This window comes from Vagococcus sp. AM17-17 (assembly GCF_003471765.1).
GTDB classification, from domain to species: Bacteria; Bacillota; Bacilli; order Lactobacillales; family Vagococcaceae; genus Vagococcus; species Vagococcus teuberi.
On record NZ_QRJY01000004.1, the window covers coordinates 69,377 to 92,371 of the forward strand.

Below are 22,995 nucleotides of genomic sequence, written 5' to 3' on the forward strand. Positions count from 1 at the left end.
CTTCACCTTTTTTTGTTAGAATGCTAAACTATTTGGTTTAACGTCTGCTGGAATTGGATTCACGTAAGGCGTTACATCTGTTATATTTTTTAGCTCAGCCTTCGCTTGATCAATATATTCAGGTTCTTCAAGCACTTTAACAGCTGTTGCTGCCATTATTTTAGATGCTTGAATCATTCCTTTTTTAGCAATACCACTTTTTCCGTTTGTAACCCATTGCCATGTATGCATGGCGGTATTTTGAACTTCTGTTGCAACGATACATTGAACAGTTGGGACAATCCAACTGACATCCCCCACATCAGATGAACCAGGGAGAGTAACGTTAGTTAATACCTCATTGAATGGGTAAACATAGTCAGCTAATACTTTACCCACATTTTCTTTTAAGACTTTTTGTTCAACAGGTGTAGCAGGTGGAATCATTCTAAATTGTTTTTCTTCTTCAGTTAATGTATCATGAATTGCTTTAGCAAATACTTGATCTTCCTCATCAAATTCCGGTCCACCATAATGCATCATCACGTCTCCCATAATGCGAGAGTACACAACGTTTGGAATATAGTTTGAACAAGCTTTGTCGAAATGTACGGTTACTTCTGTTTCAGTCATAAGAGCCGCGCCTTCTGCAATTTTACATAAACGATCATAAATTTCTTTTGCTTGGCTTCCTTTTGGTGCACGAATTAAATATAAAAGTTTTGCATGATCTTGGACAACACTAGGAGCTACACCCCCAGCATCCATATACGCATAGTGATATCTTGCTTCTGGTGTCACATGTTCACGAAGGTAATTTCCACCGACATTCATCAATTCACAAGCATCAAGTGCACTACGTCCCATGTCTGGAGCATTTGCAGCATGAGCTGATTTTCCTTTAAACTCAAAAGCTGCTTGGATATTAGCTAGTGTTTTTACACCCCAAATGGCATTATCTGTTCCTGGATGCCAACAAATCGCCATATCTAATCCATCAAAAGCACCAGCTCTTGCCATAAATGTTTTTCCAGATCCGCCTTCTTCAGCAGGACAACCAAAATATTTAATTTGCGCAGGGATATTGTGCTCTGTAATATAATCTTTGGTCGCAATTGCAGCAGCAAGTGAAGCTGTACCAAGTAAATTATGTCCACAGCCATGTCCATTTGTGTTTTCTGTATCCGGATTTGCTTCTTTTTGTGTAGAACCTGCTTTTTGAGACATGCTAGGTAGTGCATCATATTCCCCTAAAAATCCAATGACAGGACCTTCATTTCCAAAACTTGCAACAAATGCTGTGTCAATCTCTCCAATATTTGTTTCTATGCTAAATCCTTCTTCTTTTAATACATTAATCAACACGTCTGCTGATTCTTTTTCATGGAATTTTGTTTCGGCAATATCCCAAATTTTATCACTTGTTTGGAAATAAGTGTGTTGTTTTTGAGTAATTAATTTTTCGATTTGTTTATACATATATTATATCCTCCTAATATTCAATGATTACATAAATAGTGTGATACCATAAGATAGAGCAATAGAAAGTGCGGTTATAATTATTCCTGGTATGATGAAACTAAAGACCTTAGTCCGCCCAGTTCTATCTAATTCAACTGCAAGTAACAACGTCGGTTGTGCTGGAATCACAAAGTTAACATTTAGACACTGAACAATAATAATAAGTAACATTGGTGATATACCTAGTGTCAGTGCTAATGGGAAAATAATTGCTGCAACGGCCGTTTGGGCACCAATAATCATCGCAACAAACGCACAGATAAAGATGATAACCCAAGGATAGTCAGCTAGTATCTGTCCGACACTTGATACTAAAACGGCTTGATTTTTTGGAGCACCAAAGATAGTTGAACCAACCCAGCCAAGACCCAATACAATTAAGGTTGCGCCTAAAGCGTTAGCAGTAGCTGGAGCATGTAAAATATCTTTTGATTTCACTTTAAAGAGTATGATATTGATTGCAGCAGACAAATACATAAACATCTGAACTAAGTCAGCAGTTGCAATTCTAACAGGATCACCATCTACATTATACTCTGGTAATAAGCTTGGGAACAAACCTAAAACAATAATGCATAGCACACAAAGTAAGAAAACTATAGTTGATTTTTTAGCAGCAGGAGCTAGTTCAGTTTCTTCTTCTGCAATAATCATATCTTCTAAGATAGATTCATCAAAAGGTAATTTTTTATTAACTAAGCTTAATAGTATACTTAACATGATAATAGATAATAAAGTGGCAGGCAAGGCGATTGTCAGATATGTTCCTAAAGAAATACCATACGCTGCTAATAAGGTTACAACATATGCTGTTGAAGATGATGCCGGGCTACACAGTAGAGCCATGTTAGAAGCTAATACAGAAGAAATTAAAGCACCTTTTGGATTAACTTTTGATTTAAGAGCAGTTTCAGAGATGATTGGTTCTAATGATAAAGCAATCATTGCTGTCCCCATGCCAAAAACGAATAGAAAACAAACAAGTGGTGCAACGATTGTAATCGCTTTCGGAAACTTTTGAATAATTTTTGTTGCAACGCGTATCATATAATCCATCCCACCTGAGGCTTGTAGTGCACCACTTGCTATACCGATAGACATAATGATTAAAACAGCCGTAACAGGTGGTGATGATGGCGGCAATTTAAAAATGAATAGCATGATAAACAAGGCCACAATGGCTGATACCCCAGAACCTAGCGCGCCTCCTTTCATAAGTCCATAAATAATTGTTCCAACCATGATAAAAATTTCAATTAGTAATAATGACATTTAATTCCTCCTAACAATAGAATAATGTGGTAAAAATGAATAATTCTTCAAACCTCCTAAAAAAAGACTTAATTAGGATATATGTGAATATTATCAGTTGCATGTGTGTTTTTTATTCATTTTATATGAATTTTATGTGATTTTTTAAACATTGGAATTAAATTAGTGTTATACTCTAAACGATAAAATAGATAATAGTCTATTGATATTTTTCAAAAAAATGAGTAAAATGAAAATAACTTAAACGGGAATGATGTTCTCCCATAGTTGAAATTTAACTAAAACTGCTAAATAGCTAATGACGTCTACATGCTTTATTTAGGTATGTAGACTTTTTGTGTGAAAAAGAAGGGTGAATAAGATGGGAAAAATAAAAGAACAAGCACAATGGATTGTGTTTGGATTAATAATTGGCATAATCGTTGGTGTGTTAGAAGTTATTTTTGGTAGAGTATTGCTTTTTGTGACTGGAGTAAGGCAAACGTACTTTATGTGGCTTATTTTTTTCTTACCATTTGTTGGGATATTTATTGAATGGCTTTATCAAACATATGGCAAGGAAAGTAAAAAAGGGATAACCCTTCTTTTTGAGGTAGGGCAAGACACGCGAGAAGTGATTCCTTTAAGGTTGATACCAATCGTGACGTTAAGTACATGGCTCACGCATTTATTTGGTGGAAGTGCTGGACGAGAAGGTGTTGCTATCCAAATTGGGGGAACGTTTACTAATTGGTTTACTGAAAAAATTTGGAATAGATTTTTACCCAACTATGGAAAAAAACAGCAGATAGTATTAGTAACAGGTATGGCCGCAGGCTTTGCCGGATTATTTCATACACCTATTGCAGCAACATTTTTTGCAATGGAAATATTAGTAGTCGGAACTTTATCAATAGAGTCTCTTTTATCAGCAAGTATTGCAGCAGTGACATCCAGTTACGTGTCACAGTTATTAGGGTTAACAGTATTTTCATCTACTATTTCAGTCGTGCCTAAACTAACAGTCGGATTGGTTGGAATATTATGTTTATTTGGTGTTGTATTTGGTTTAGTGGGACGTCTGTTTTCTATTGGACTAAAAAAAGTGAAACAATGGGTTCAAGCGATTTCTTTATCACAGTATAAAAAAGTGTTTTTATTATCAATTGTTTTAATGATAGGTTTGATTATAGTTGGAAAGGGACGATATTCAGGTCTTGGAAGTAATTTAGTGGAAGCAGCATTTAATCAAGGAACAGTTTATTCGTATGATTTTATACTAAAACTTATTTTTACGATTTTTACATTAGCAATAGGATTTCAAGGTGGGGAAGTGACACCACTATTTTCTATAGGCGCAACTTGTGGTGTGTTACTAGCGAATCTCTTTGGCTTGCCAATTGAATTTGTCGCATCACTTGGATTTGTATCGGTATTTTCAAGTGCAACCAATACTATTATTGGGCCACTTTTTATTGCAGGTGAAATATTTGGGTTTGAGTTAATTCCATACGCATTTTTTGCTATTGTACTGGCCTATTTGGTAAATGGTAATGATTCAATTTATTCAAAACAAAAAGTATGACGTTTGCTAAAAAGCAACGTCATACTTTTTTTATTTTCTTCCAATAATTCGAACTTCAGGCTCAAGAGACACATCAAATTTTTCTAAAATAACATCTTGAATATATTTGATTAGAGTAACATAGTCAGTAGCTGTTGCGTGATCGATATTAACAATAAAACCAGCGTGTTTCTCAGAAATTTGAGCTCCACCAATCATATGACCTTGTAAACCAGCATCTTGGATTAATTTACCAGTAAAATGCCCTTCAGGACGTTTAAATACACTACCACAAGACGGATATTCAAGTGGTTGTTTTGATTCACGAAGATGTGTTAATTCGTCCATTTTTTCTTTTATATACACGGCGTCACCTTTTTCTAAATTGAATGTAACGGATAAAACAATTCCTTTTAAGGATTGTAAAACACTATGTCGATAAGAAAAATCCATGTCATCTTTGTAGAATGTTTTAATCGAACCATCCTCAAAAATAATATCAGCCGAATAAAAGACGTCAGATAACTCGCCACCATAAGCCCCTGCATTCATGTAAGCTGCGCCACCAATACTTCCAGGTATACCACAAGCAAATTCAAGACCTGTCAAACTGTGTTTCAATGCATCATAAGAGACATCGATTAATTTCGCACCAGACTCAGCAGTAATCGATGTGTCATCGACAGAAACATGATTCATTTCGGTTAACATAATGACGACATCTTTAATGCCACCATCACGAACGATTAAGTTACTCGCATTTCCAAGACAAATCCATTCGATATTTTCTTGTTTACAATAGTCTATCAATTGTTTGACATCATGTTTTGTTTTTGGGAAAGCTAAAAAATCAGCCGGGCCACCTGTTTTTGTATAGGTATAATTTGAAAGTGGTTCGTTTGTTAGTATAGTTATGTTTGGAAAATGTTGAACAATAGTTTTAGTTATCACAATAATACCCTCTCTTAATTCAAATAATCATCGTGTTACTATTTTAACATAAATTTAGTTAAATAGTTGGTGAGTCTATAAAGTGCATGTGCGATTAATCAGATTAAAGGTACAATATCCTAGGGTTTTATGATAAAATATATACACAGAGAAAAATAGGAGGAACGACATGAAGTTGATTTCGTGGAATGTGAATGGATTACGAGCTGTTGTAAAAAAAAATTTTTACGATGATATAAAAAACATAGACGCAGACATCATCTCACTGCAAGAAACCAAATTACAAGAAGGTCAAATAGAGATAGATTTACCGGATTATTATCAGTATTGGAATTACGCTGAAAAAAAAGGATACTCTGGTGTTGCAGTTTTTACAAAAATTGAACCACTTTCTGTTAAAAAAGGAATGGGTGTTGAAGAGTTTGATATGGAAGGACGATTACTCACGCTAGAGTATGATACATTTTATTTGGTTAACTGTTATACGCCAAATGCTCAAGCTGAGTTAAAGCGAATCGACTTTAGATTAGCATGGGAAAAGCAATTTAGAGAGTATCTGGCTAACCTAAATGAAGATAAACCAGTTATTTTATGTGGAGATTTAAACGTAGCGTACCAGAATATTGATTTGAAAAATTGGAAGAGTAACCGTAATAATCCAGGTTTTTCTGACCAAGAAAGAGAAGCATTCTCTCGATTATTAGATAGTGGATTTATTGATACGTATCGTTACTTTTATCCAGATAAAGAAGGGGCATATAGTTGGTGGAGCTATCGTTTTAATGCAAGAAAAAATAATGCTGGATGGCGTATTGATTACTTCTGTGTTGCTAAAGCACTAGCTGAAAAATTGACAGATGCCACTATTCTATCAGACGTCTACGGAAGCGATCATTGTCCAGTAGAATTGTTGATAGATGTAAGATAAGGGGGGAATATGTTGGATAAATGGAAAAAAATTATCGTTTTAGGTTTTGTCATAATTGGATTAGCGAGTTTTTCTGGTGTAGTCCATGCAGCCGATGATAAATTACTATACGATTTGACTTACGATAAGGATAGGAATGTTTTAACTGGAAAGACCACACCAAATGCTAATATCTTTTTAACAAATTTGGCAGGCTCAATTGTTGCCAACGATAAAGGTGAGTTTGAGGTACCAATACCTAAAGGAACAAAAGAAGCTATGATAGGTATGTTAGATGCAGAAGGTGATAAGTCAACAGATGTTCGTTATAATTTTGAAGATGGTAAAGTCATCGAAACAGAAGAAACGAAAGCGTCGGAAAAAGATGACACAAACGATTCAAAAGAAAAAACAGATGATAGTCAAAAAAATTCTAGTGAAGAAAATAAGGTTAATGAACAATCAAGTGCTCAAAGTGAAGACACGTCAAATGATGGTGAAAAAAATACCTCAAGTGATGATGTTAATAAAACAGATTCATCGAAAACAAAAGCGACTGAAACGAAAAAATCAACACCAATATGGGTATGGATTGTCGCTGTCGTAGCAGTTGTCGCTGCTGGTGGAGCTGGATATTATTTCTGGACAAGTAAACAAAAAGCTAAAAAAGGCAAAGGTAAACAAAAAGATAATAAAGCGAAGTCTAAAGGAAAAACAAAAGGAAGAAGAAAGTCAAGTGGAAGTAGTTCGAAAGAACGTTCTAATGGAAATTCTTCTCTCAAATCAGGAAGTAAGAAAAAAGTAGATCAAACAAAACGTAAAAAAAAGAAATCATCTAGAAAATAAAAAAATTCAACGACTGTGTGTTTAAGTCGTTGAATTTTTTTTTGGGAATAAGTAACTCATCACCGCAACATCAATTAATTTATTATCTTCAGATAAAAAAGCCTGTCGTTTAATTCCTTCTAAAACAAATCCAATTTGTTCATAGACACCAATCGCTCGAGTGTTTCTAGTTTGAACGTTTATTTCAATTCGTTTTATTATTTGACTCTCAAGACATAATTCGATCATTTCTTGAATCATCGCAGTTCCTAAACCTAGACCCCAAAATTCTTTTTTTATGGTAATACCAAGTTCTCCTACGTGTTTAAAACAATTTTCTTCTTCGCTGACAATCGTTGCTATACCAATAATGTCTTTATGATTAAAAGCGAGTAAAATAAATTGATTTGGTTGATTAAAAATATAATCTATCTCATGTTCCATTGCATCAACTGACATATTTAATGCATGTGGGCTCACAACCAAATACGGGGTCTCCGTATTAAGAAAACGAATCGCTTGTATTAAATTGGCGGCATCACTTGGGATAGCTTGTCTTAATGTAATATTTATCTCAGTCATAGGCAGCCATCATGTCAGTTATTTGATTGAATCTCTCTTTAGCACCACGATGTTCCACGGTAATAAATCGTGTGTCTTCAGGTGTTTTATGTAGAAAAATTTCAATAAAATCATTATCTAGAGAATCTTTAATAATTTCTCCCCACTCGATTAAGCAAACGCCATCCCCATCAAAATATTCTTCTAGTCCAAGATCACTAGCGTCACCTTCAATTCGATAAACATCCATGTGATAGAGAGGAAGACGCCCTGTATCATACTCACGAATTAAAGTATAGGTTGGGCTTTTAATCATTTGTTTAATGCCAAGTCCTTTAGCAAATCCTTTAGAAAAAGTTGTTTTACCAGCTCCTAATTCACCAGTTAAGATGAATATATCTCCTGGTTTAGCTAGAGAGGCAAGTTGCTCACCAAATCGCTGCGTTTGGTCATCGTTGTTTAAATAAACGGTCATAAACGTACTCCTTTAACAGTTGTTTAGTCATAGTATATCATTTAGAAAAAAATAAAAAAGCACGCAAATCATAAAAGATTTACGTACCTTTAGTATATAGCATTTATTTACTCATGATTGCTTGTCCAGCAGTAATGATAGATAATTTGTAAACATCTTCTTCATTACATCCACGAGACAAGTCAGAGATAGGTTTATTTAAACCTTGTAAGATAGGTCCAATGGCTTGGAATCCGCCTAAACGTTGAGCAATTTTGTAGCCAATATTTCCTGATTGGATTTCAGGGAATATAAAGACGTTTGCTTGACCAGCAACATCTGACTCAGGTGCTTTTTGTTTTGCAACAGAAGGAACGTATGATGCATCGAACTGTAACTCCCCATCAATCGCCATTTCTGGAGCAAGTTCTTTTGCAATACGTGTCGCTTCGGCAACTTTTGTTACTTCTTCTGATTTAGCAGATCCTTTTGTTGAGAAGCTCAATAAAGCAACTTTAGGATCAATATCAAATAATTCAGCAGTTTTAGCACTTTCAACAGCGATTTCTGCTAATGCTTGAGCATCAGGATTAATATTAATAGCACAATCAGAGAAAATATATTTTTCTGAATCACGGTTACCTAACATTAAGAATGCCCCACTTGTACGACTTACACCAGGTTTTGTTTTAACGATCTGTAATGCAGGACGAATTGTATCACCTGTTGAGTGGATAGCGCCACTTACAAGTCCGTCAGCTAAATCCATATAAACTAACATAGTACCAAAGTAATTTTCATCTTTTAAAATAGTACGAGCTTGGTCATCAGTTGCTTTTCCTTTACGACGTTCAATGAAAGCGGCAACCATTTCGTCAAATTTTTCGTAAGTGTCTGGATCAATAATTTCTAAGTTATCAACGCTTAGTCCACGTGAAGCAGCTAATTCTTTAATAACATCTGGGTTTCCAATTAAAACTGGTTCGATTAAGTTATCTGATTTTAAACGGACAGCCGCACCTAAAACGCGTTCATCTGTTGGTTCAGGGAATACCATACGTATATTTTTGTTAATAATTTTATGTTTAAGTTGGTCAAATAATTCCACGAAAACATCCTCCAATTTTCTTATACTTTTTTTCACCTATTTATCATATCATGTTTTTGAACAAAAAGAACAGTATTTTGTTCTGTTTTTTATAAAAAACTTAGACTTTACATAATTATCTTACGTTTTTTTTGTATATAAACAAAACAGTTTTTATGTATAATTAATACAGATTAAGATAACGACCAATCAATTGGTGTTTGTCCTATTTTTTCAAGTGATAAATTTATATTAGAAAATGGTTTTGAACCAAAAAAACCACGATAAGCTGATAGAGGACTGGGATGAGGTGCTTCAATAATAATATGTTTCTCTTGATCAATAAGCTTCTTTTTTTGTTGAGCTGGTTTTCCCCATAAAACAAAAATGATAGGATTTTTTTTATTGTTTAGTGATTTAATTATATCGTTTGTGAAGTTTTCCCATCCTTTATTTTTATGTGAATGAGCTTTTGATTTTTCGACAGTTAGGACAGTATTTAGTAGTAAAACCCCTTGTTTTGCCCAAGGAGTTAAATCACCTGTAGAGGGCATGTTTATTTGGCAATCATCAGCAAGCTCTTTAAAAATGTTAACTAATGACGGTGGAAGCTTGGTGCCAGGTAAAACAGAAAAGCTTAGTCCGTGAGCTTGATTGTCACCATGATAAGGGTCTTGTCCTAAAATAACGACTTTTGTGTCGTTAAAAGATGTGTGGTTTAAAGCACTGAATATTTCTTCTTTCTTGGGGAAAATTGTTTTATTGTTGTATTCATCTTCTAAAAAGCTTTCTAAATTTTCTACATAAGCTTGATTGAACTCATCTTGTAAAACGTCTTTCCAATCTGTTGTAATTAAGTTTTTTAACATTATCGTCACCTCTTTTTTAGTTTATCATAATTTTTTTATTATAAATGTATCTTTCAAAAAAAAATGGTACACTAATAGTAATAAAAGAACTAGGAGGAACATTATGATTAAATTGATAGCATCTGATATGGATGGCACGCTTTTATCATCCCATCTAGATATTTCTGAGTTAAATAAACAAGCGATTAAAACGGCAGCCGAAAACGGTGTCGAGTTTATGGTAGCAACAGGACGAGGATATTCTGAGGCACGTCCAGTATTAAATGAAGCCGGTATTCACTGTGGCATGATTACAGGAAATGGGGCGCAGATATTTGATGAATTTGATAATGTTCTGTACACAGTTAGCATAGATAAAGAGATTGTCAAACAATCAATGGATATTTTAGAAGAAGATAATTTGTATTATGAATTAATGACAACAGAAGGTGTTTATTCAAATAATGAGGCACAACGAATTGAAAAATTTGCTATTTTATTATCTGAAAATATTCCTCATCTAACATTTAAGATGGCTATTGCTATGGCATCAACACAATTAAAAATGTTGCCAGTAAAATATACCGAAGATTATCACATTTTAGTTGACGACCCATCAGTTGAAATTTTAAAAGTCATTGCATTTAATGAAGAAGGTGCTAAGGCTTTTGAGGCAAGTTTGGAAAAATTACATCAATTGAAGGATATCCATGTGACTTCTTCAGGTGCCAATAATTTAGAGATTAATCATGTTAATGCGACAAAAGGTCATGCTGTGAAGTTTATTGCCGAAAAACGTGGTATTTCACTGGATGAGGTCTTTACAATTGGTGATAACTTTAATGATTTACCAATGTTAGAAGTTGCTGGCGTGAGTTTTGCCATGGGAAATGCTGAAGATAAAGTAAAAGAAGTGGCTAAATATCAAACAGATACAAATGTTGACGATGGTGTAGGAAAAGCTATTCTACGTGCAATTGAAGAAAATCTTTAAATAAAAGATTTTAATTAAAGGAAGTTGATAACGATGGAAACATATTACATCAATGAACATGTGCTGTCAGCCAATGTTCGGACAGTGATAAAAAATGCTCAAGATAAACCAATGTATATTTTAGTAGGTCGTTGGGGTGTAAAAGGTGATGTGTTATCTGTATATAATATGAACGGAGAAGTATTAGCGACAGTGAAACAAACAACTTATGCTTTTCCTTCACGCTTTGATTTGTATGATAGACACGAAAAAATTGGCTCGTTAGGACGGTTGATCTCGTTTAATCGTGATATTTATTTAGTGAAACAATTAAACTGGCTCGTTTTGGCTAACGTAAATAAACAGACGTATCGTATCTACTCTTTTAAAGAGCGATTGATGCTCATGGAAAAGCATACAGTTTATCAAGGTGATTACTATAAGTTATCAATTAAAAATGAAACATTAGCACCAGTCTGTATCTGTATAGGAGCAGTGATGGATTATTGGGCAAAGAATAATGAAAAGAATTGGCAAAAGGTGAATTCTTTTTTAAGTCCCAAAGCCTCCTATCAGTCAATGGAATTAATAAGAGAAAAAATAAAGAGCACTTCAAGATGATATTCTTGAAGTGCTCTTTTCTACTATTATAGCAAGTTTATTTTTCCACGACATGCATCAAGTGTTTCTTCATCCCATAAAGAGACTTGTACTTCACCGATATGCACCTTTTCAAGTAGTAACATACATAAACGACTTTGACCAATCCCGCCACCAATTGTTAACGGTAGTTCATTTGCCAAAATTTGTTGGTGGTATGGATATTTTAAGCGATCAGTTGCATTAGCTTTTTCCAACTGTTCTTTTAAAGATGTTTCATCCACACGAATCCCCATACTAGATATTTCCACAGCTGTTTGTAGTGGCTCATGCCAAAACAACAAGTCCCCATTTAATTGCCAGTCATCATAGTCAGGTGATCTGCCATCATGAGGTTTTCCACTTAATAATTTATCTCCAATTTGCATAATGAATGTTGTTGGGTGCTCTTTTACATAAGCTTGTTCACGCTCTTTATCATTGAAATCAGGATATAAGTTTTCTAACTCTTGTGTCGTGATAAACGAGACATTGCTATCAACCTCGATAGATAGAGAAGGGTATTTAGTATGCAAGCGGCTAGAAGTCTCAATGATTGCATTGACAATTTGTTGAACGGTTTGTTTTAAGTAATCTAGATTACGTTGTTCTCTTGAAATCACCCGTTCCCAATCCCACTGATCGACATAGATAGAATGAAGGTTATCTAATTCTTCGTCACGACGAATTGCATTCATATCAGTATAAATACCATTTCCTATATGAAAATCATATTGTTTTAACGCTGTACGCTTCCATTTGGCTAATGAATGAACAACTTCAGCAGGTGTTTCTAGAGCAGGAACATCAAACTGAACAGGACGTTCAACCCCATTTAAATTATCATTTAACCCAGATGATGCATCTACAAATAATGGAGCAGATACTCTTTTTAGTTTTAAACTTCCAGTTAAAGCTTCTTCAAACCAATGTTTGGTTAATCCAATCGCTTTTTGTGTGTCATAAACAGACAGTGAAGACTGGTAATCTTTTGGTACAATTGTTTTTTTCTTCATATAAAACACTTCCTAATCAATGATTTCTAATTATTCTATCATATATCGTTAATAATTGGAAAAATAAATTTATTTTATATATAAACATAAAAGATAAAATTTTATGAAGAATCTAACATGTTTTATTTATATCAATATCAATATAAAAAGTAATCGAACGGATTGTTCAGTCGAAGTTCGTTGGCTGATTGATATAATGCATTATATAGAAAAATAAGGAGTAGAGATATGGAAAAGAAAGTAACTATAACGATTTTATTGTTATTTATACTAACTCAGTTTGTTTCTCCTCTACAAGGAATTACACAACGATTTATCAAATTCGCCAAGTGTTTAAAAAGAATAAGTTACAAAACCCAATTATGTATAAACAAGGTAGATACATTTTAACTTATCCTGTTGAAACACCATTAAATAAATTAAAAGTACTTCTCAAAGAACCTATAATGCTGCACAATATTATGAAAGTTCTTGATATCTATAAGGAACGCTATTTTGCAATGAGTGATTATTTATGGGCAGAAGAGTATAGTCAACATTTTCATCAAATAGTATTGGAATATCTAATGAAAGCCATTAAGCAGAATTGTGTCGACCAATCTATCATGACAAGAATCCTTTATAAATTTAAAGAAGATTTGTTATTAGAAGAGGATTACGTAGAGATTTTTTATTATTATTATCAACAGAACAACCAACATATTCGAGCAATGGAATTTCTAAAGGAAACAGATGAGTATTGGAGAAATGAGTTGGATATTCCATATTCCCATTTTATTGACCGATTAACACCTTAATAAGTGTTTAAAAAGAAGCTGTTGTAGGCTTCTTTTTTGTTTTAAAAAAATTCACAAAATAATTTATGTTATCCGGTTGACATGAAAGCGGATTTAATTTATACTTTGAAATATAGAAAGCGCTTTTTAAAATGAAAATGTTAACCGGTTGTCATGGTCCGGGAGAATATATTATAATTGGGGGAAACCAATATGTTAAAATTTAAAGAGTCATTTAAAAATCCATCTTATCTACAAAGTTCATTAACCTTATTACTATTTTTTGCATCATGGGGAGTATGGTGGTCATTCTTCCAGCTATGGCTGACTTCTGAATCTAATGGTTTGGGATTAAGTGGTAGCGCTGTCGGAACTATCTTTTCAGCCAATTCACTTGTCACATTGATATTCATGTTTATCTATGGAACATTGCAAGATAAATTATATATCAAACGAACATTGCTAATTTTTTCAGCAGTTATCGCAGCACTCGTTGGTCCATTCTTTATCTGGGTGTACGCACCATTATTAGAAAATAATTTCAATTTAGGTATTGTTGTTGGAGCAGTGGTATTATCAGCCGGATTCTTATCATCGGTTGGTATTTTTGAAGCAGTAACAGAACGTTTTAGCCGTTTGTTTGATTTTGAATATGGTCAAGCAAGAGCATGGGGATCATTTGGTTATGCTGTTGTGGCATTACTCGCTGGATTCCTTTTTGTACAAAATCCAAACTTAAACTTCTGGGCTGGTTCATTCTTTGGATTATTATTATTACTAAATTTATTACTTTGGAAACCAAAAGCTGAAAGAGTAGCAAATAAAGAATTTGAAGACAAACAAGCTGAATCGAGTAGTGTTCCTTCATTAAAAGAAATGTTTGGTTTATTAAAATTACCACAATTATGGGCAATTATTATTTTTATCGTTTTTTCTTGGACTTTTTACAATGTATTTGATCAACAAATGTTTCCAGGGTTTTACACTAGTTTATTTTCAACTTCAGCTGCTGGGGAAAAAATGTATGGAACATTAAATGCTGTTCAAGTATTCTGTGAAGCTATTATGTTGGGAGTTGTCCCAATCATCATGAGAAAAATTGGTGTCAGAAATACATTATTATGTGGTGTGACAATTATGTGTATTCGTATTGGATTATGTGGTTTTACAACATCTCCAATTGCTGTTTCTTGTATTAAAATGTTACATGCTTTAGAAGTACCAATGTTTATATTACCAATGTTCCGTTACTTCACCTTACATTTTGATACTAAGTTATCTGCCACACTTTATATGATCGGCTTCCAAATTGCCGCACAAGTTGGACAAGTTATCTTATCTACCCCACTTGGTATTTTAAGAGACGCAGTTGGTTATCAATCAACATTTAGAATTATTTCATTTATTGTTCTTATCGCAGGTGTATATGCTTTCTTCATTATTAAAAAGGATGATCAAGATGTGCAAGGAGATCCATTTGTTAGAGCTTAATATAAAAATAATTATAAAATAAAAGAAAGTAGGAGATTTATTATGACAAAAAAAGAACCAATCGAATTAACTAATTCACGTTATCGCTTAGGATATCATGTTGCTGCACCGTCTGGTTGGATTAATGATCCAAATGGCTTTTGCTACTTTGATGGGTACTATCATGTGTTTTACCAACATTACCCATACAGTGCTGAATGGGGCCCAATGCATTGGGGACATGCAAGAAGTAAAGATTTAGTTCATTGGGAAAGTCTACCAATTGCTTTAACACCTGGTGATAAAGAAGATGAGGATGGCTGTTTCTCTGGTAGTGCAATCGAAAAAGATGGCGTATTATACTTATTCTATACTGGACATCATTATTATGGTGATGGAGATAAAGATCATTTTTGGCAAAATCAAAATATGGCTTACAGTACAGATGGTATTCATTTTACCAAATATGAAAACAATCCTATCATTGCTAAAGAACCCGGAGATAATACACATCACTTTAGAGATCCTAAAGTTTGGGAAAAAGATGGTGTTTATTACATGATTTTAGGTAGTCAAGGTGAAGATGGATTAGGTAGGGCCATTGTTTATTCATCTAAAGATTTATTGGATTGGAAATATGAAGGACCTATTTCTAAAGCAAATGGATTAAAAACAGAAGGCTTTATGTGGGAATGCCCAGACTTTTTCAATCTTGATGGAAAAGACATCTTATTATTATCACCACAAGGGATAGATGCTCAAGGGAAAGATTACTTAAATCTATTCCAAACAGGTTATTTCATTGGTGATTATGACTATAAAACAGCAACATTCACACGCGGAGAGTTCCATGAATTAGACAAGGGTCATGATTTTTATGCAACTCAAACAACTGAAGCACCTGATGGCAGACGTATTGTCATTGCATGGATGGATATGTGGGAAAGCCTATTTCCAGAACAAGAAGATGGTTGGGCTGGAGCGTTGACTATTCCACGTGAATTGAGATTAAAAAATGATCATCTTTATATGACACCTGTAAAAGAATTAGAAGACTTAAGAATAAAAGAAGTTTCAAATAATTCTTCAGTTGTTGCTAAAGAATTATTAGTAGCAGAAGATGCATCATCTAGTGAAGTGCTAGTAGATATTCCTCTTACAGGAACTGATCAAGAAGAAGTCAGCTTTTCGTTAAAAACATCTAATGAAGAATTAGTTTTATTAACCTATTCTAAAGCAACGAATGAGTTTATTTTAAAACGTAGTGACAAAGATGACTTAAGATATGGTACAATTCAACCATGTGATAAGCTGTCATTACGAGTGTTTATTGATACAAGTTCGATTGAAATCTTCATTAATGAAGGGGAGCTTGTGTTTACTGAACGTTTCTATACAGGAGAAAAAACAGATGTTTGTGTGACGGTTAGTGAAGAAGAAACTATCTCTTATACAGTTTATCAACTAGATTATAATGCAGTTTCTTATAACTAAGGAGGTTTTATTGTGTTAATTGGTAGTATTGAAGCAGGTGGAACAAAATTTGTCTGTGCAGTAGGTGATGAAGATTACCGAGTAAAAGACCAGATAACGTTTCCGACAACGACACCAGAAGAAACATTAAAACAGGCGGTGGAGTATTTTAAACAGTTTGATATTGAGGCACTTGGAGTAGCATCATTTGGACCAATTGAAATCAGAAAACATTCACCTAAATCTGGCTATATTACAACTACACCAAAACCAGGTTGGAAAAATGTTGATGTTCTAGGTTATTTACAGAAAGAATTAGATGTGCCAATGTCTTGGACAACAGATGTTAATGGGTCAGCATATGGTGAATACATTATGTCGACTTTATCAAATGAAAAAATTAATTCGTTGGTTTATTACACTGTCGGAACGGGTGTCGGTGGTGGAGCAGTGATTAATGGCGAACTTCTAGGTGAAGCAGGACATCCAGAGATGGGGCATACATTTGTAAAACGTCATCCGGATGATTTAGAGTTTAAAGGTATCTGCCCATATCATGGTGACTGTTTAGAAGGATTAGTTTCTGGACCAACATTTGAAGCGCGTCTTGGTCAAAAAGGTGAAACAGTGCCATTGACTGATCCAGTGTGGGATATTATGGCTTATTATCTAGCACAAGCAGTGATTCAAACAACCTTGATTATTCGCCCAGATAAAATCGTATTTGGCGGAAGTGTGGCAAATGAAACATTACTTGAAAAAGTTCGTCAAAATGTGGCTGAACTCTTAAATGATTATGTTGAATTACCACCTCTAGACAAATACATTACTCGACCATTAATTAAAAATAATGGTTCAGCAACATTGGGTAACTTTGCTTTAGGATTAATCCAATTACAAGAATAATACTAGTGAAAAGGCTTTTATAATGAATTGTTATAAAGGCCTTTTTTATGCTATTCTAGACAGAGAATAATGATGAGGGGTAGTTTTATGAGACCAAAGTTAGAAGATGTAGCCAAAAGAGCAAATGTATCAAAAACTACTGTATCAAGGGTATTAAATAATAGAGGGTATTTAAGCCAGAAAACCATTGATAGAGTGCACGAGGCTATGGAGGAATTAAATTATCAGCCAAACGTTGTGGCAAGACAATTGTATAATAAAAAAACAAATATTATTGGACTAGTCTTTCCAACTGTTGCCAATCCATTCTTTGGTGAATTAGTTGAAGCACTTGAGAAAAAGTTGTATGAAGATGGGTACAAAGTTTTGATAGGTAACTCAATGAATAATACCAAAAAAGAGTCTGATTATTTGAATCAATTATTATCAGAGCAAGTAGATGGCTTGATTGTTGGAACGCATAATCAAGGTATTCAAGAATACAAATACCAAAACTTACCGATTGTTGCGATAGATCGTGTGATGAATGAAGATATTCCTGTGATTGAGTCTGATAATTATCAAGGTGGAAAATTAGCAACAACAGTTTTAATAGAACAAGGAGCTAAACATATCATTCATACTAATGGTCCTGTTGAATTAGAAACGCCAGCTAAAAGACGTCGGGAGGCTTATGAGGATACAATGACAGCACATGGATTGTCACCACAAACAGTAACAGTTGATTTTAATATATCGTATCAAGAGAAAAAAGGTATTTTTTATCAATTATTTGAAACATATCCTGATGTTGATGGAATATTTGCCTCGAATGATATGGATGCGGCACTGATTTTACAAATAGCAAAAGAAAAAGGGATTCGTGTACCAGAGGATTTATTATTAGTTGGTTATGATGGAACGATTATGACTCGTAGTATTTTGCCGGATTTAACAACAATTGTGCAACCGATTGATGAGATGGCAGAGATGGCTATCAGTATATTAATGAAACGAATCAACAAAAAAGAAACAGAACATGAATACATTTTACCAGTTACGCTATGGGAAGGTAAGACGTCAAAAAAAGACATTCATTAATAGAGGGATGTCTTTTTATTTTGCATTTAAAAAGCGTAAAGCTGTAAAAAATGCAGTAGAAATAATCACTGGAGGCAGTATAAGGACTACAATCACTGGTGGTATGATAAGAGAAGTGGCAATATCAATTATGGTTGAAACAAGATAAAAAATTGAGCCTAAAACGATGTATAGCCATGCTTCAGAGCGTAATAAAAAATTTTTGGACCGCTCTATTAAATGAACTGAAATTTAAAATGTCTCTTTATGATTTTCAACAAGTGACAGATTGGTTTATAAAATTATTGAGGGAAAGACAATCCGATTTTCCTCTTAAATTAACAAATGACGATATAGAGACTTATAAAACTAAATTAAATGCTCTTTTATAATGAGTGAAATTGTGTCATGATAGACAAGGTATGACAGTTATAAAGGAGATTAATAAATAATCATGAGAAATATAAAGATGACAATAGAGTATGATGGAAAAAGATACCAAGGTTGGCAACGATTAGGTGATTCAGACAAAACAATTCAAGGGAAAATAGAAAATATTATTCATCAAATGACCGGTGAAAAACTTGAAATTGTCGGGTCTGGTAGAACAGATGCTGGGACACACGCAAAAGGGCAGGTAGCAAACTTTAAAACAGAATCTGATTTATCATTAGATGATATGTTGGATTTCTTTCACCAATATTTGCCTCAAGATATTGTTGTAACACAACTTGAAGAGATGCCTGAAAGATTTCATTCAAGATATAATGCGAAAGGAAAACAATATAGTTACTATGTTTGGAATCAGCGTATTCCGTCAGCTTTCTATAAAAACTATAGTATGCATGTTCCTGAAAAGTTAGACATGGAAAAAGTTGAATTAGCTTGTGAGAAATTAACAGGCACACACGATTTCCGTGGATTTTCAGCATTAAAGAAAACGAAAAAATCAACGACACGCACGATTACTGAATTATCTGTTAAACAAGAAGGCGCTATTCTTCATTTTACCTTTGTTGGAGATGGTTTTTTACATAAGATGGTTCGTATTATGATGGGCACGTTACTGGATGTGGGAACAGGAAAAATGTCATTAGAGGATATTGACCAAGTATTTGATACGAAAATCAGAAGTAACGCTGGAGACACGGTTCCAGCACAAGGACTATTCTTAGATGAAGTATTTTATTAAATAAATGAAAAAAGGCGTAACTATGACTAGCATAGATACGTCTTTTTAGTTAATTTTTTTGAAAAATCGAATACCAGTCAAAATGGTTGCAATTAAACAAATTACAAAAGAGGTCATGTAAACAGCATGCATGCCATAAATAAAGACATCTGGACGACCAGAAATATAGGTAGTGACTTTTTGTCCATAATTATGACTCATGGCTGCATATAAGACAGTGGTGGAAAGAGATATCCCAATAACCATACCTAGGTTTCTAGCCAGTGAGTTTAAACTACCAGCGACCCCTAAATCTTTTTTCTCGACGTTACTCATGACGAGTGTATTGTTAGGTGCTTGGAATAAAGCATTACCTAATCCGACAAAGATAGATGCAAAAACAAAAAAGATAAGCGATGTCTGTTGTCCTAATACTAAATAAAGGACTTGCGATATAGTGATTAAGATAAGTCCAACAAAGGTTAATAACTTGGCACCAACTTTATCCGTGATATATCCACTTACAGGTGAACCAACTATCATGGTAAAAGGAATAACCATCATAAGTAGCCCTGAGAAACTTGCAGAATAACCTCGTGTATTTTGTAAATAAAATGGAATCACAACATTAGTGAAAAAGTTTGTGACAAATATCATCGATGCTGTCAATAAACTTAGAGTGAATACTTTATTTTTGAATAATGAAAACTGGATTAAAGGGTTATCTCTGTTTATTTCGACACGGTAGAAAAGAATCATTGACATGAGTGCGATGATGATTAAAATGATTGGCAGAGTATGGACATAACCAAGTTCTTGCCCAATAAAAATTCCACCAAATAACGTGAGAATGGTTGTGGCAAATAATAAGAATCCAAGAAAATCAATTGGATTCCCTGATTTAGTTGAGTCTTTTGGTAATACTTTTTGTCCAAGAATAATCGTAAGCAGCCCGACAGGAACATTAATTAGAAAAATATATTCCCAGGTGAATTTAGCTAAAATGACACCACCTAATCCTGGCCCCATAATAGACCCAAGTGAAACAAAAGCCCCAATCATTCCCAATGCACGACCACGCTCGCTGATAGGAAAAACTTCTGTAATGATGCCAGTGTTTGTTGACATGGTCATGCTTGCTCCAATTGCTTGAATAATACGAGAGAACAGTAATAACTCAAATGTATGTGTGACACCACAGAGTAATGATCCTATAACAAAAGTTAATGTCCCGATACGGAAAATTTTGATTTTCCCTATACTATCCCCAATTTTCCCGAATAAGGGAAGGCACGCACAGACGGTCATTAAATAAATTGAAACAATCCATTCTGTTTGGTTCATAGGAATCCGCATGTCTTTTGACATGACAGGTAATGCAATATTGACAATACTTCCGTCAAGTGTTGACATAAAGGTAAATAAACCAATAGCGACTAATACTAGCCATCTATTTTTATTTAGTGTTTGATTTGTTGTATCCATAAATTATTCCTCCGATAAATATAAAATAGTCGTTCTTTTTAAACTGATTTGTGACAACAATTAAACACATTCATTATCCACTTAACTATCTTACTACAAACTTTTATTTTTGGGGGAATATTTTATTTAAACAGAACTTTTTAGTTTATGATAAACTAAAAAGTAAGATCATATAAGTAGGAGGAATTGCTATTGGTAGAGGGTAATGAAAAAGAAGTGGTTCATCAATTAGGTGAATATATTCGAAAAGTGAGAAAAGAGTCAGGCTTAACGATGGAACAATTATCAAAAAAATCCGGCGTCAGTGTGCTATCAATTGGAAATATTGAAAACGGACGTACAAATCCAACCATTAATATTTTATGGAAATTATCTCGAGTACTAAATATCACGCTATCTCAGTTGATAGGTTACTCTACATTAACGAATACTGTTTCAAAAGATAGTAGCACATATTTTATGAGTGATTTGACGAAAGGTTGGTTAGTTCAACTACTGTTTCAAGAGGATAATATCGAAGTATTCAGAGTATGTTTAAAAGCTCATTCAGTAAATACAGCACAACATCAACCACAAGATTCAGTCGAAGTGTTAACAGTTATGAAAGGAAAAATCTCCATAAAAGTTGAAGGGAAAATGTATCATTTAGAAGCGTTTGATACGATTAATTTTCGTTCAGGTATGATTCATGAATACATTAATGACACAGATGACGATGTACTACTGAACATTGTTGTGAAATATTAAAAAGTATATTATGATATATGTTTATATATTATAATATACTTTTTTGGTTTAAGGAGAACCATGATGGAGAGAAAGATAAATAGTGCGTTGTTGTTGGGGATAATATTTGTGGCGATGAATTTACGATCGCCTATCACTTCAGTCGGTCCTTTAGTCGGCATTATTTCAGAAAAATTATCCTTATCAGGTGGGCAAGCTGAGTTGATTACGACGATACCACTAATGGCTTTTGCTATTATTTCACCGATAGCACCAAAATTAGCCAATAAATGGACGATTGAGCGAACTATTTTTGGTACGTTGATGGTATTGATTGTAGGGATGTTTCTAAAAGCAATACCTCAATTAGTATTTTTATTTTTAGGAACAACTTTACTTGGTGCTGCTATTGCGATTTGTAATGTATTGATTCCAGGGATTGTTAAAAAAGAGTTTCCTGATAAAAGTGGCTTAGTAACAGGAATTTATTCAGTTAGTATGAATTTAACAAGAGCGATTGCATCTGGTATTAGTATCCCATTAGTAAAAAAGTGGGTCTTGATTGGAACGTTGCTTTAGGAGTGTCGTCAGTATTAGCACTTATAGCATTTATTTTTTGGCTTCCTCAATTAAAGCGTCCCGATAAAGATGTCACTGAAATAAAACCAGAAGAAAATTCATCTATTTGGACATCATCATTAGCTTGGTCAGTAACATTGTTTATGGGAATTCAATCATTTATTTTTTACGTATTAGTCGCTTGGATGCCAGAAATGTTAGTAGATAAAGGATTATCAACTGCACAAGCTGGTGGAATGTTGTCATTATTACAAATGACACTATTACCAGTCACCTTTAATGTGCCAATTATTGCCGAAAAAAGGCCGAATCAAAAAAGTTTTGTGTGGGTAGCCTTTTTATTATTTGCTTCAGGTATTGTAGGGTTTATGGGAAATAATATGACGATTGCGACGTTTTCAATTATGGGGATCGGTGTCGCTGGAGGGATAGCATTTAGTTTATCTATGATGTTTTTCAATTTACGAACAACGAGTGCCAAACAAGCTGCTGAATTATCAGGTATGGCTCAATCTGTCGGTTATTTACTAGCTGCAACTGGCCCCTTTTTATTTGGTTTTTTACATGATGTTACGAATACATGGAAAACGTCTCTCATTATTTTGTTAGTCATGACAGTCTTATTATTATTTGTTGGGTTAAATTCAGCAAAAAATAGAGCGATTAAATAATACGTTTTATATTGATATGTTTGATAATCTGTTTTCAAAATTGTTTATATATAAATAATTCAAAAAGGATAGTGATAGACAGTAAGATGTGGTAAAATTAGAA

The 22,995-nt window shown here is 33.9% G+C and carries 23 protein-coding genes and 1 riboswitch; of the genes, 14 read left to right on the plus strand and 9 right to left on the minus strand.

What is annotated here, in order from left to right; translation table 11 throughout:
• Positions 1 to 15 precede the first annotated feature (15 nt).
• Positions 16 to 1,458, minus strand: a complete 1,443-nt coding sequence (locus DW196_RS07145; RefSeq protein ID WP_118250774.1) for a M20 family metallopeptidase — start codon at positions 1,456 to 1,458, stop codon at positions 16 to 18.
• Between the two features lie 27 nt (positions 1,459 to 1,485).
• The gene (locus tag DW196_RS07150) at positions 1,486 to 2,772 is read right to left on the minus strand and encodes an anaerobic C4-dicarboxylate transporter family protein (RefSeq protein ID WP_071456301.1); all 1,287 of its coding nucleotides are present in this window, start codon (positions 2,770 to 2,772) and stop codon (positions 1,486 to 1,488) included.
• 237 nt (positions 2,773 to 3,009) lie between these two features.
• Positions 3,010 to 3,087: riboswitch (Fluoride riboswitch) on the plus strand.
• A 46-nt stretch (positions 3,088 to 3,133) separates the two neighbouring features.
• Between DW196_RS07150 and DW196_RS07155 the strand changes: the two genes are divergently transcribed.
• The gene (locus DW196_RS07155) at positions 3,134 to 4,336 is read left to right on the plus strand and encodes a chloride channel protein (protein WP_118250775.1); all 1,203 of its coding nucleotides are present in this window, start codon (positions 3,134 to 3,136) and stop codon (positions 4,334 to 4,336) included.
• A 30-nt stretch (positions 4,337 to 4,366) separates the two neighbouring features.
• Here the strand turns inward: DW196_RS07155 and murB are convergent, their stop codons facing one another.
• Positions 4,367 to 5,266 (minus strand): UDP-N-acetylmuramate dehydrogenase, encoded by a 900-nt coding sequence (gene murB, locus DW196_RS07160; RefSeq protein WP_118250776.1) that lies wholly within the window; start codon positions 5,264 to 5,266, stop codon positions 4,367 to 4,369.
• A gap of 169 nt (positions 5,267 to 5,435) precedes the next feature.
• On the opposite strand from murB, the gene DW196_RS07165 reads away from it, so the two are divergent.
• Entirely contained in the window at positions 5,436 to 6,194 is a 759-nt protein-coding gene (locus DW196_RS07165) for an exodeoxyribonuclease III (RefSeq protein ID WP_071456304.1), read from the plus strand.
• 12 nt (positions 6,195 to 6,206) lie between these two features.
• Positions 6,207 to 7,019 (plus strand): CD1107 family mobile element protein, encoded by an 813-nt coding sequence (locus DW196_RS07170; protein WP_158563544.1) that lies wholly within the window; start codon positions 6,207 to 6,209, stop codon positions 7,017 to 7,019.
• Positions 7,020 to 7,040: 21 nt separating this feature from the next.
• Here DW196_RS07170 and DW196_RS07175 read toward each other — a convergent pair whose 3' ends face one another.
• The 4 genes from DW196_RS07175 to DW196_RS07190 all read right to left on the minus strand — a co-directional run bounded on the left by DW196_RS07175 (position 7,041) and on the right by DW196_RS07190 (position 9,969).
• Positions 7,041 to 7,580 carry a GNAT family N-acetyltransferase gene (locus tag DW196_RS07175; protein ID WP_118250778.1) on the minus strand — a complete coding sequence of 180 codons (540 nt, stop codon included), beginning with the start codon at positions 7,578 to 7,580 and terminating at the stop codon, positions 7,041 to 7,043.
• Positions 7,573 to 8,034, minus strand: coding sequence for a tRNA (adenosine(37)-N6)-threonylcarbamoyltransferase complex ATPase subunit type 1 TsaE (tsaE, locus tag DW196_RS07180; protein ID WP_118250779.1), 462 nt, complete (start codon positions 8,032 to 8,034; stop codon positions 7,573 to 7,575). Before tsaE ends, DW196_RS07175 begins: the two co-directional genes overlap by 8 nt.
• Before the next feature lie 103 nt (positions 8,035 to 8,137).
• Complete coding sequence (gene pta / locus DW196_RS07185; RefSeq protein ID WP_071456308.1) at positions 8,138 to 9,121, minus strand: phosphate acetyltransferase; 984 nt, start codon at positions 9,119 to 9,121, stop codon at positions 8,138 to 8,140.
• Between the two features lie 173 nt (positions 9,122 to 9,294).
• On the minus strand, positions 9,295 to 9,969 hold the full coding sequence (locus DW196_RS07190) for a uracil-DNA glycosylase (RefSeq protein ID WP_071456309.1): 675 nt from the start codon (positions 9,967 to 9,969) through the stop codon (positions 9,295 to 9,297).
• Positions 9,970 to 10,072: 103 nt separating this feature from the next.
• Here DW196_RS07190 and DW196_RS07195 point away from each other — a divergent pair, with 103 nt between their 5' ends.
• Together DW196_RS07195 and DW196_RS07200 are read left to right on the plus strand one after the other, a co-directional pair.
• Positions 10,073 to 10,942, plus strand: a complete 870-nt coding sequence (locus DW196_RS07195; protein ID WP_118250780.1) for a Cof-type HAD-IIB family hydrolase — start codon at positions 10,073 to 10,075, stop codon at positions 10,940 to 10,942.
• A 33-nt stretch (positions 10,943 to 10,975) separates the two neighbouring features.
• Positions 10,976 to 11,542: an LURP-one-related/scramblase family protein gene (locus DW196_RS07200; RefSeq protein WP_118250781.1), complete on the plus strand. Its 567-nt coding sequence runs from the start codon at positions 10,976 to 10,978 to the stop codon at positions 11,540 to 11,542.
• Between the two features lie 26 nt (positions 11,543 to 11,568).
• Here DW196_RS07200 and asnA read toward each other — a convergent pair whose 3' ends face one another.
• Positions 11,569 to 12,576: an aspartate--ammonia ligase gene (gene asnA, locus DW196_RS07205; protein ID WP_118250782.1), complete on the minus strand. Its 1,008-nt coding sequence runs from the start codon at positions 12,574 to 12,576 to the stop codon at positions 11,569 to 11,571.
• A 500-nt stretch (positions 12,577 to 13,076) separates the two neighbouring features.
• Between asnA and DW196_RS11265 the strand changes: the two genes are divergently transcribed.
• From DW196_RS11265 to truA, 6 genes are all read left to right on the plus strand, one after another.
• Positions 13,077 to 13,373, plus strand: a complete 297-nt coding sequence (locus DW196_RS11265; RefSeq protein ID WP_147408677.1) for a hypothetical protein — start codon at positions 13,077 to 13,079, stop codon at positions 13,371 to 13,373.
• A gap of 192 nt (positions 13,374 to 13,565) precedes the next feature.
• Positions 13,566 to 14,843, plus strand: a complete 1,278-nt coding sequence (locus tag DW196_RS07215) for an MFS transporter (protein ID WP_071456317.1) — start codon at positions 13,566 to 13,568, stop codon at positions 14,841 to 14,843.
• A 42-nt stretch (positions 14,844 to 14,885) separates the two neighbouring features.
• Positions 14,886 to 16,316 (plus strand): sucrose-6-phosphate hydrolase, encoded by a 1,431-nt coding sequence (locus tag DW196_RS07220; protein ID WP_118250784.1) that lies wholly within the window; start codon positions 14,886 to 14,888, stop codon positions 16,314 to 16,316.
• A 12-nt stretch (positions 16,317 to 16,328) separates the two neighbouring features.
• Entirely contained in the window at positions 16,329 to 17,201 is an 873-nt protein-coding gene (scrK, locus tag DW196_RS07225; protein WP_071456319.1) for a fructokinase ScrK, read from the plus strand.
• An 87-nt stretch (positions 17,202 to 17,288) separates the two neighbouring features.
• A complete protein-coding gene (locus DW196_RS07230; protein ID WP_118250785.1) occupies positions 17,289 to 18,281 on the plus strand; it encodes a LacI family DNA-binding transcriptional regulator in 993 nt (330 codons plus the stop codon).
• 433 nt (positions 18,282 to 18,714) lie between these two features.
• Complete coding sequence (truA, locus tag DW196_RS07240) at positions 18,715 to 19,452, plus strand: tRNA pseudouridine(38-40) synthase TruA (RefSeq protein ID WP_118250786.1); 738 nt, start codon at positions 18,715 to 18,717, stop codon at positions 19,450 to 19,452.
• Positions 19,453 to 19,497: 45 nt separating this feature from the next.
• On the opposite strand, the gene DW196_RS07245 is transcribed toward truA, so the two are convergent.
• Complete coding sequence (locus tag DW196_RS07245; RefSeq protein ID WP_118250787.1) at positions 19,498 to 20,916, minus strand: MFS transporter; 1,419 nt, start codon at positions 20,914 to 20,916, stop codon at positions 19,498 to 19,500.
• A 192-nt stretch (positions 20,917 to 21,108) separates the two neighbouring features.
• Here DW196_RS07245 and DW196_RS07250 point away from each other — a divergent pair, with 192 nt between their 5' ends.
• The 3 genes from DW196_RS07250 to DW196_RS11480 all read left to right on the plus strand — a co-directional run bounded on the left by DW196_RS07250 (position 21,109) and on the right by DW196_RS11480 (position 22,892).
• A complete protein-coding gene (locus tag DW196_RS07250) occupies positions 21,109 to 21,663 on the plus strand; it encodes a helix-turn-helix domain-containing protein (RefSeq protein WP_158563545.1) in 555 nt (184 codons plus the stop codon).
• Positions 21,664 to 21,726: 63 nt separating this feature from the next.
• A complete protein-coding gene (locus DW196_RS11475) occupies positions 21,727 to 22,221 on the plus strand; it encodes an MFS transporter (protein ID WP_199566563.1) in 495 nt (164 codons plus the stop codon).
• Positions 22,194 to 22,892, plus strand: a complete 699-nt coding sequence (locus tag DW196_RS11480) for an MFS transporter (protein ID WP_199566564.1) — start codon at positions 22,194 to 22,196, stop codon at positions 22,890 to 22,892. Before DW196_RS11475 ends, DW196_RS11480 begins: the two co-directional genes overlap by 28 nt.
• Positions 22,893 to 22,995 lie beyond the last annotated feature (103 nt).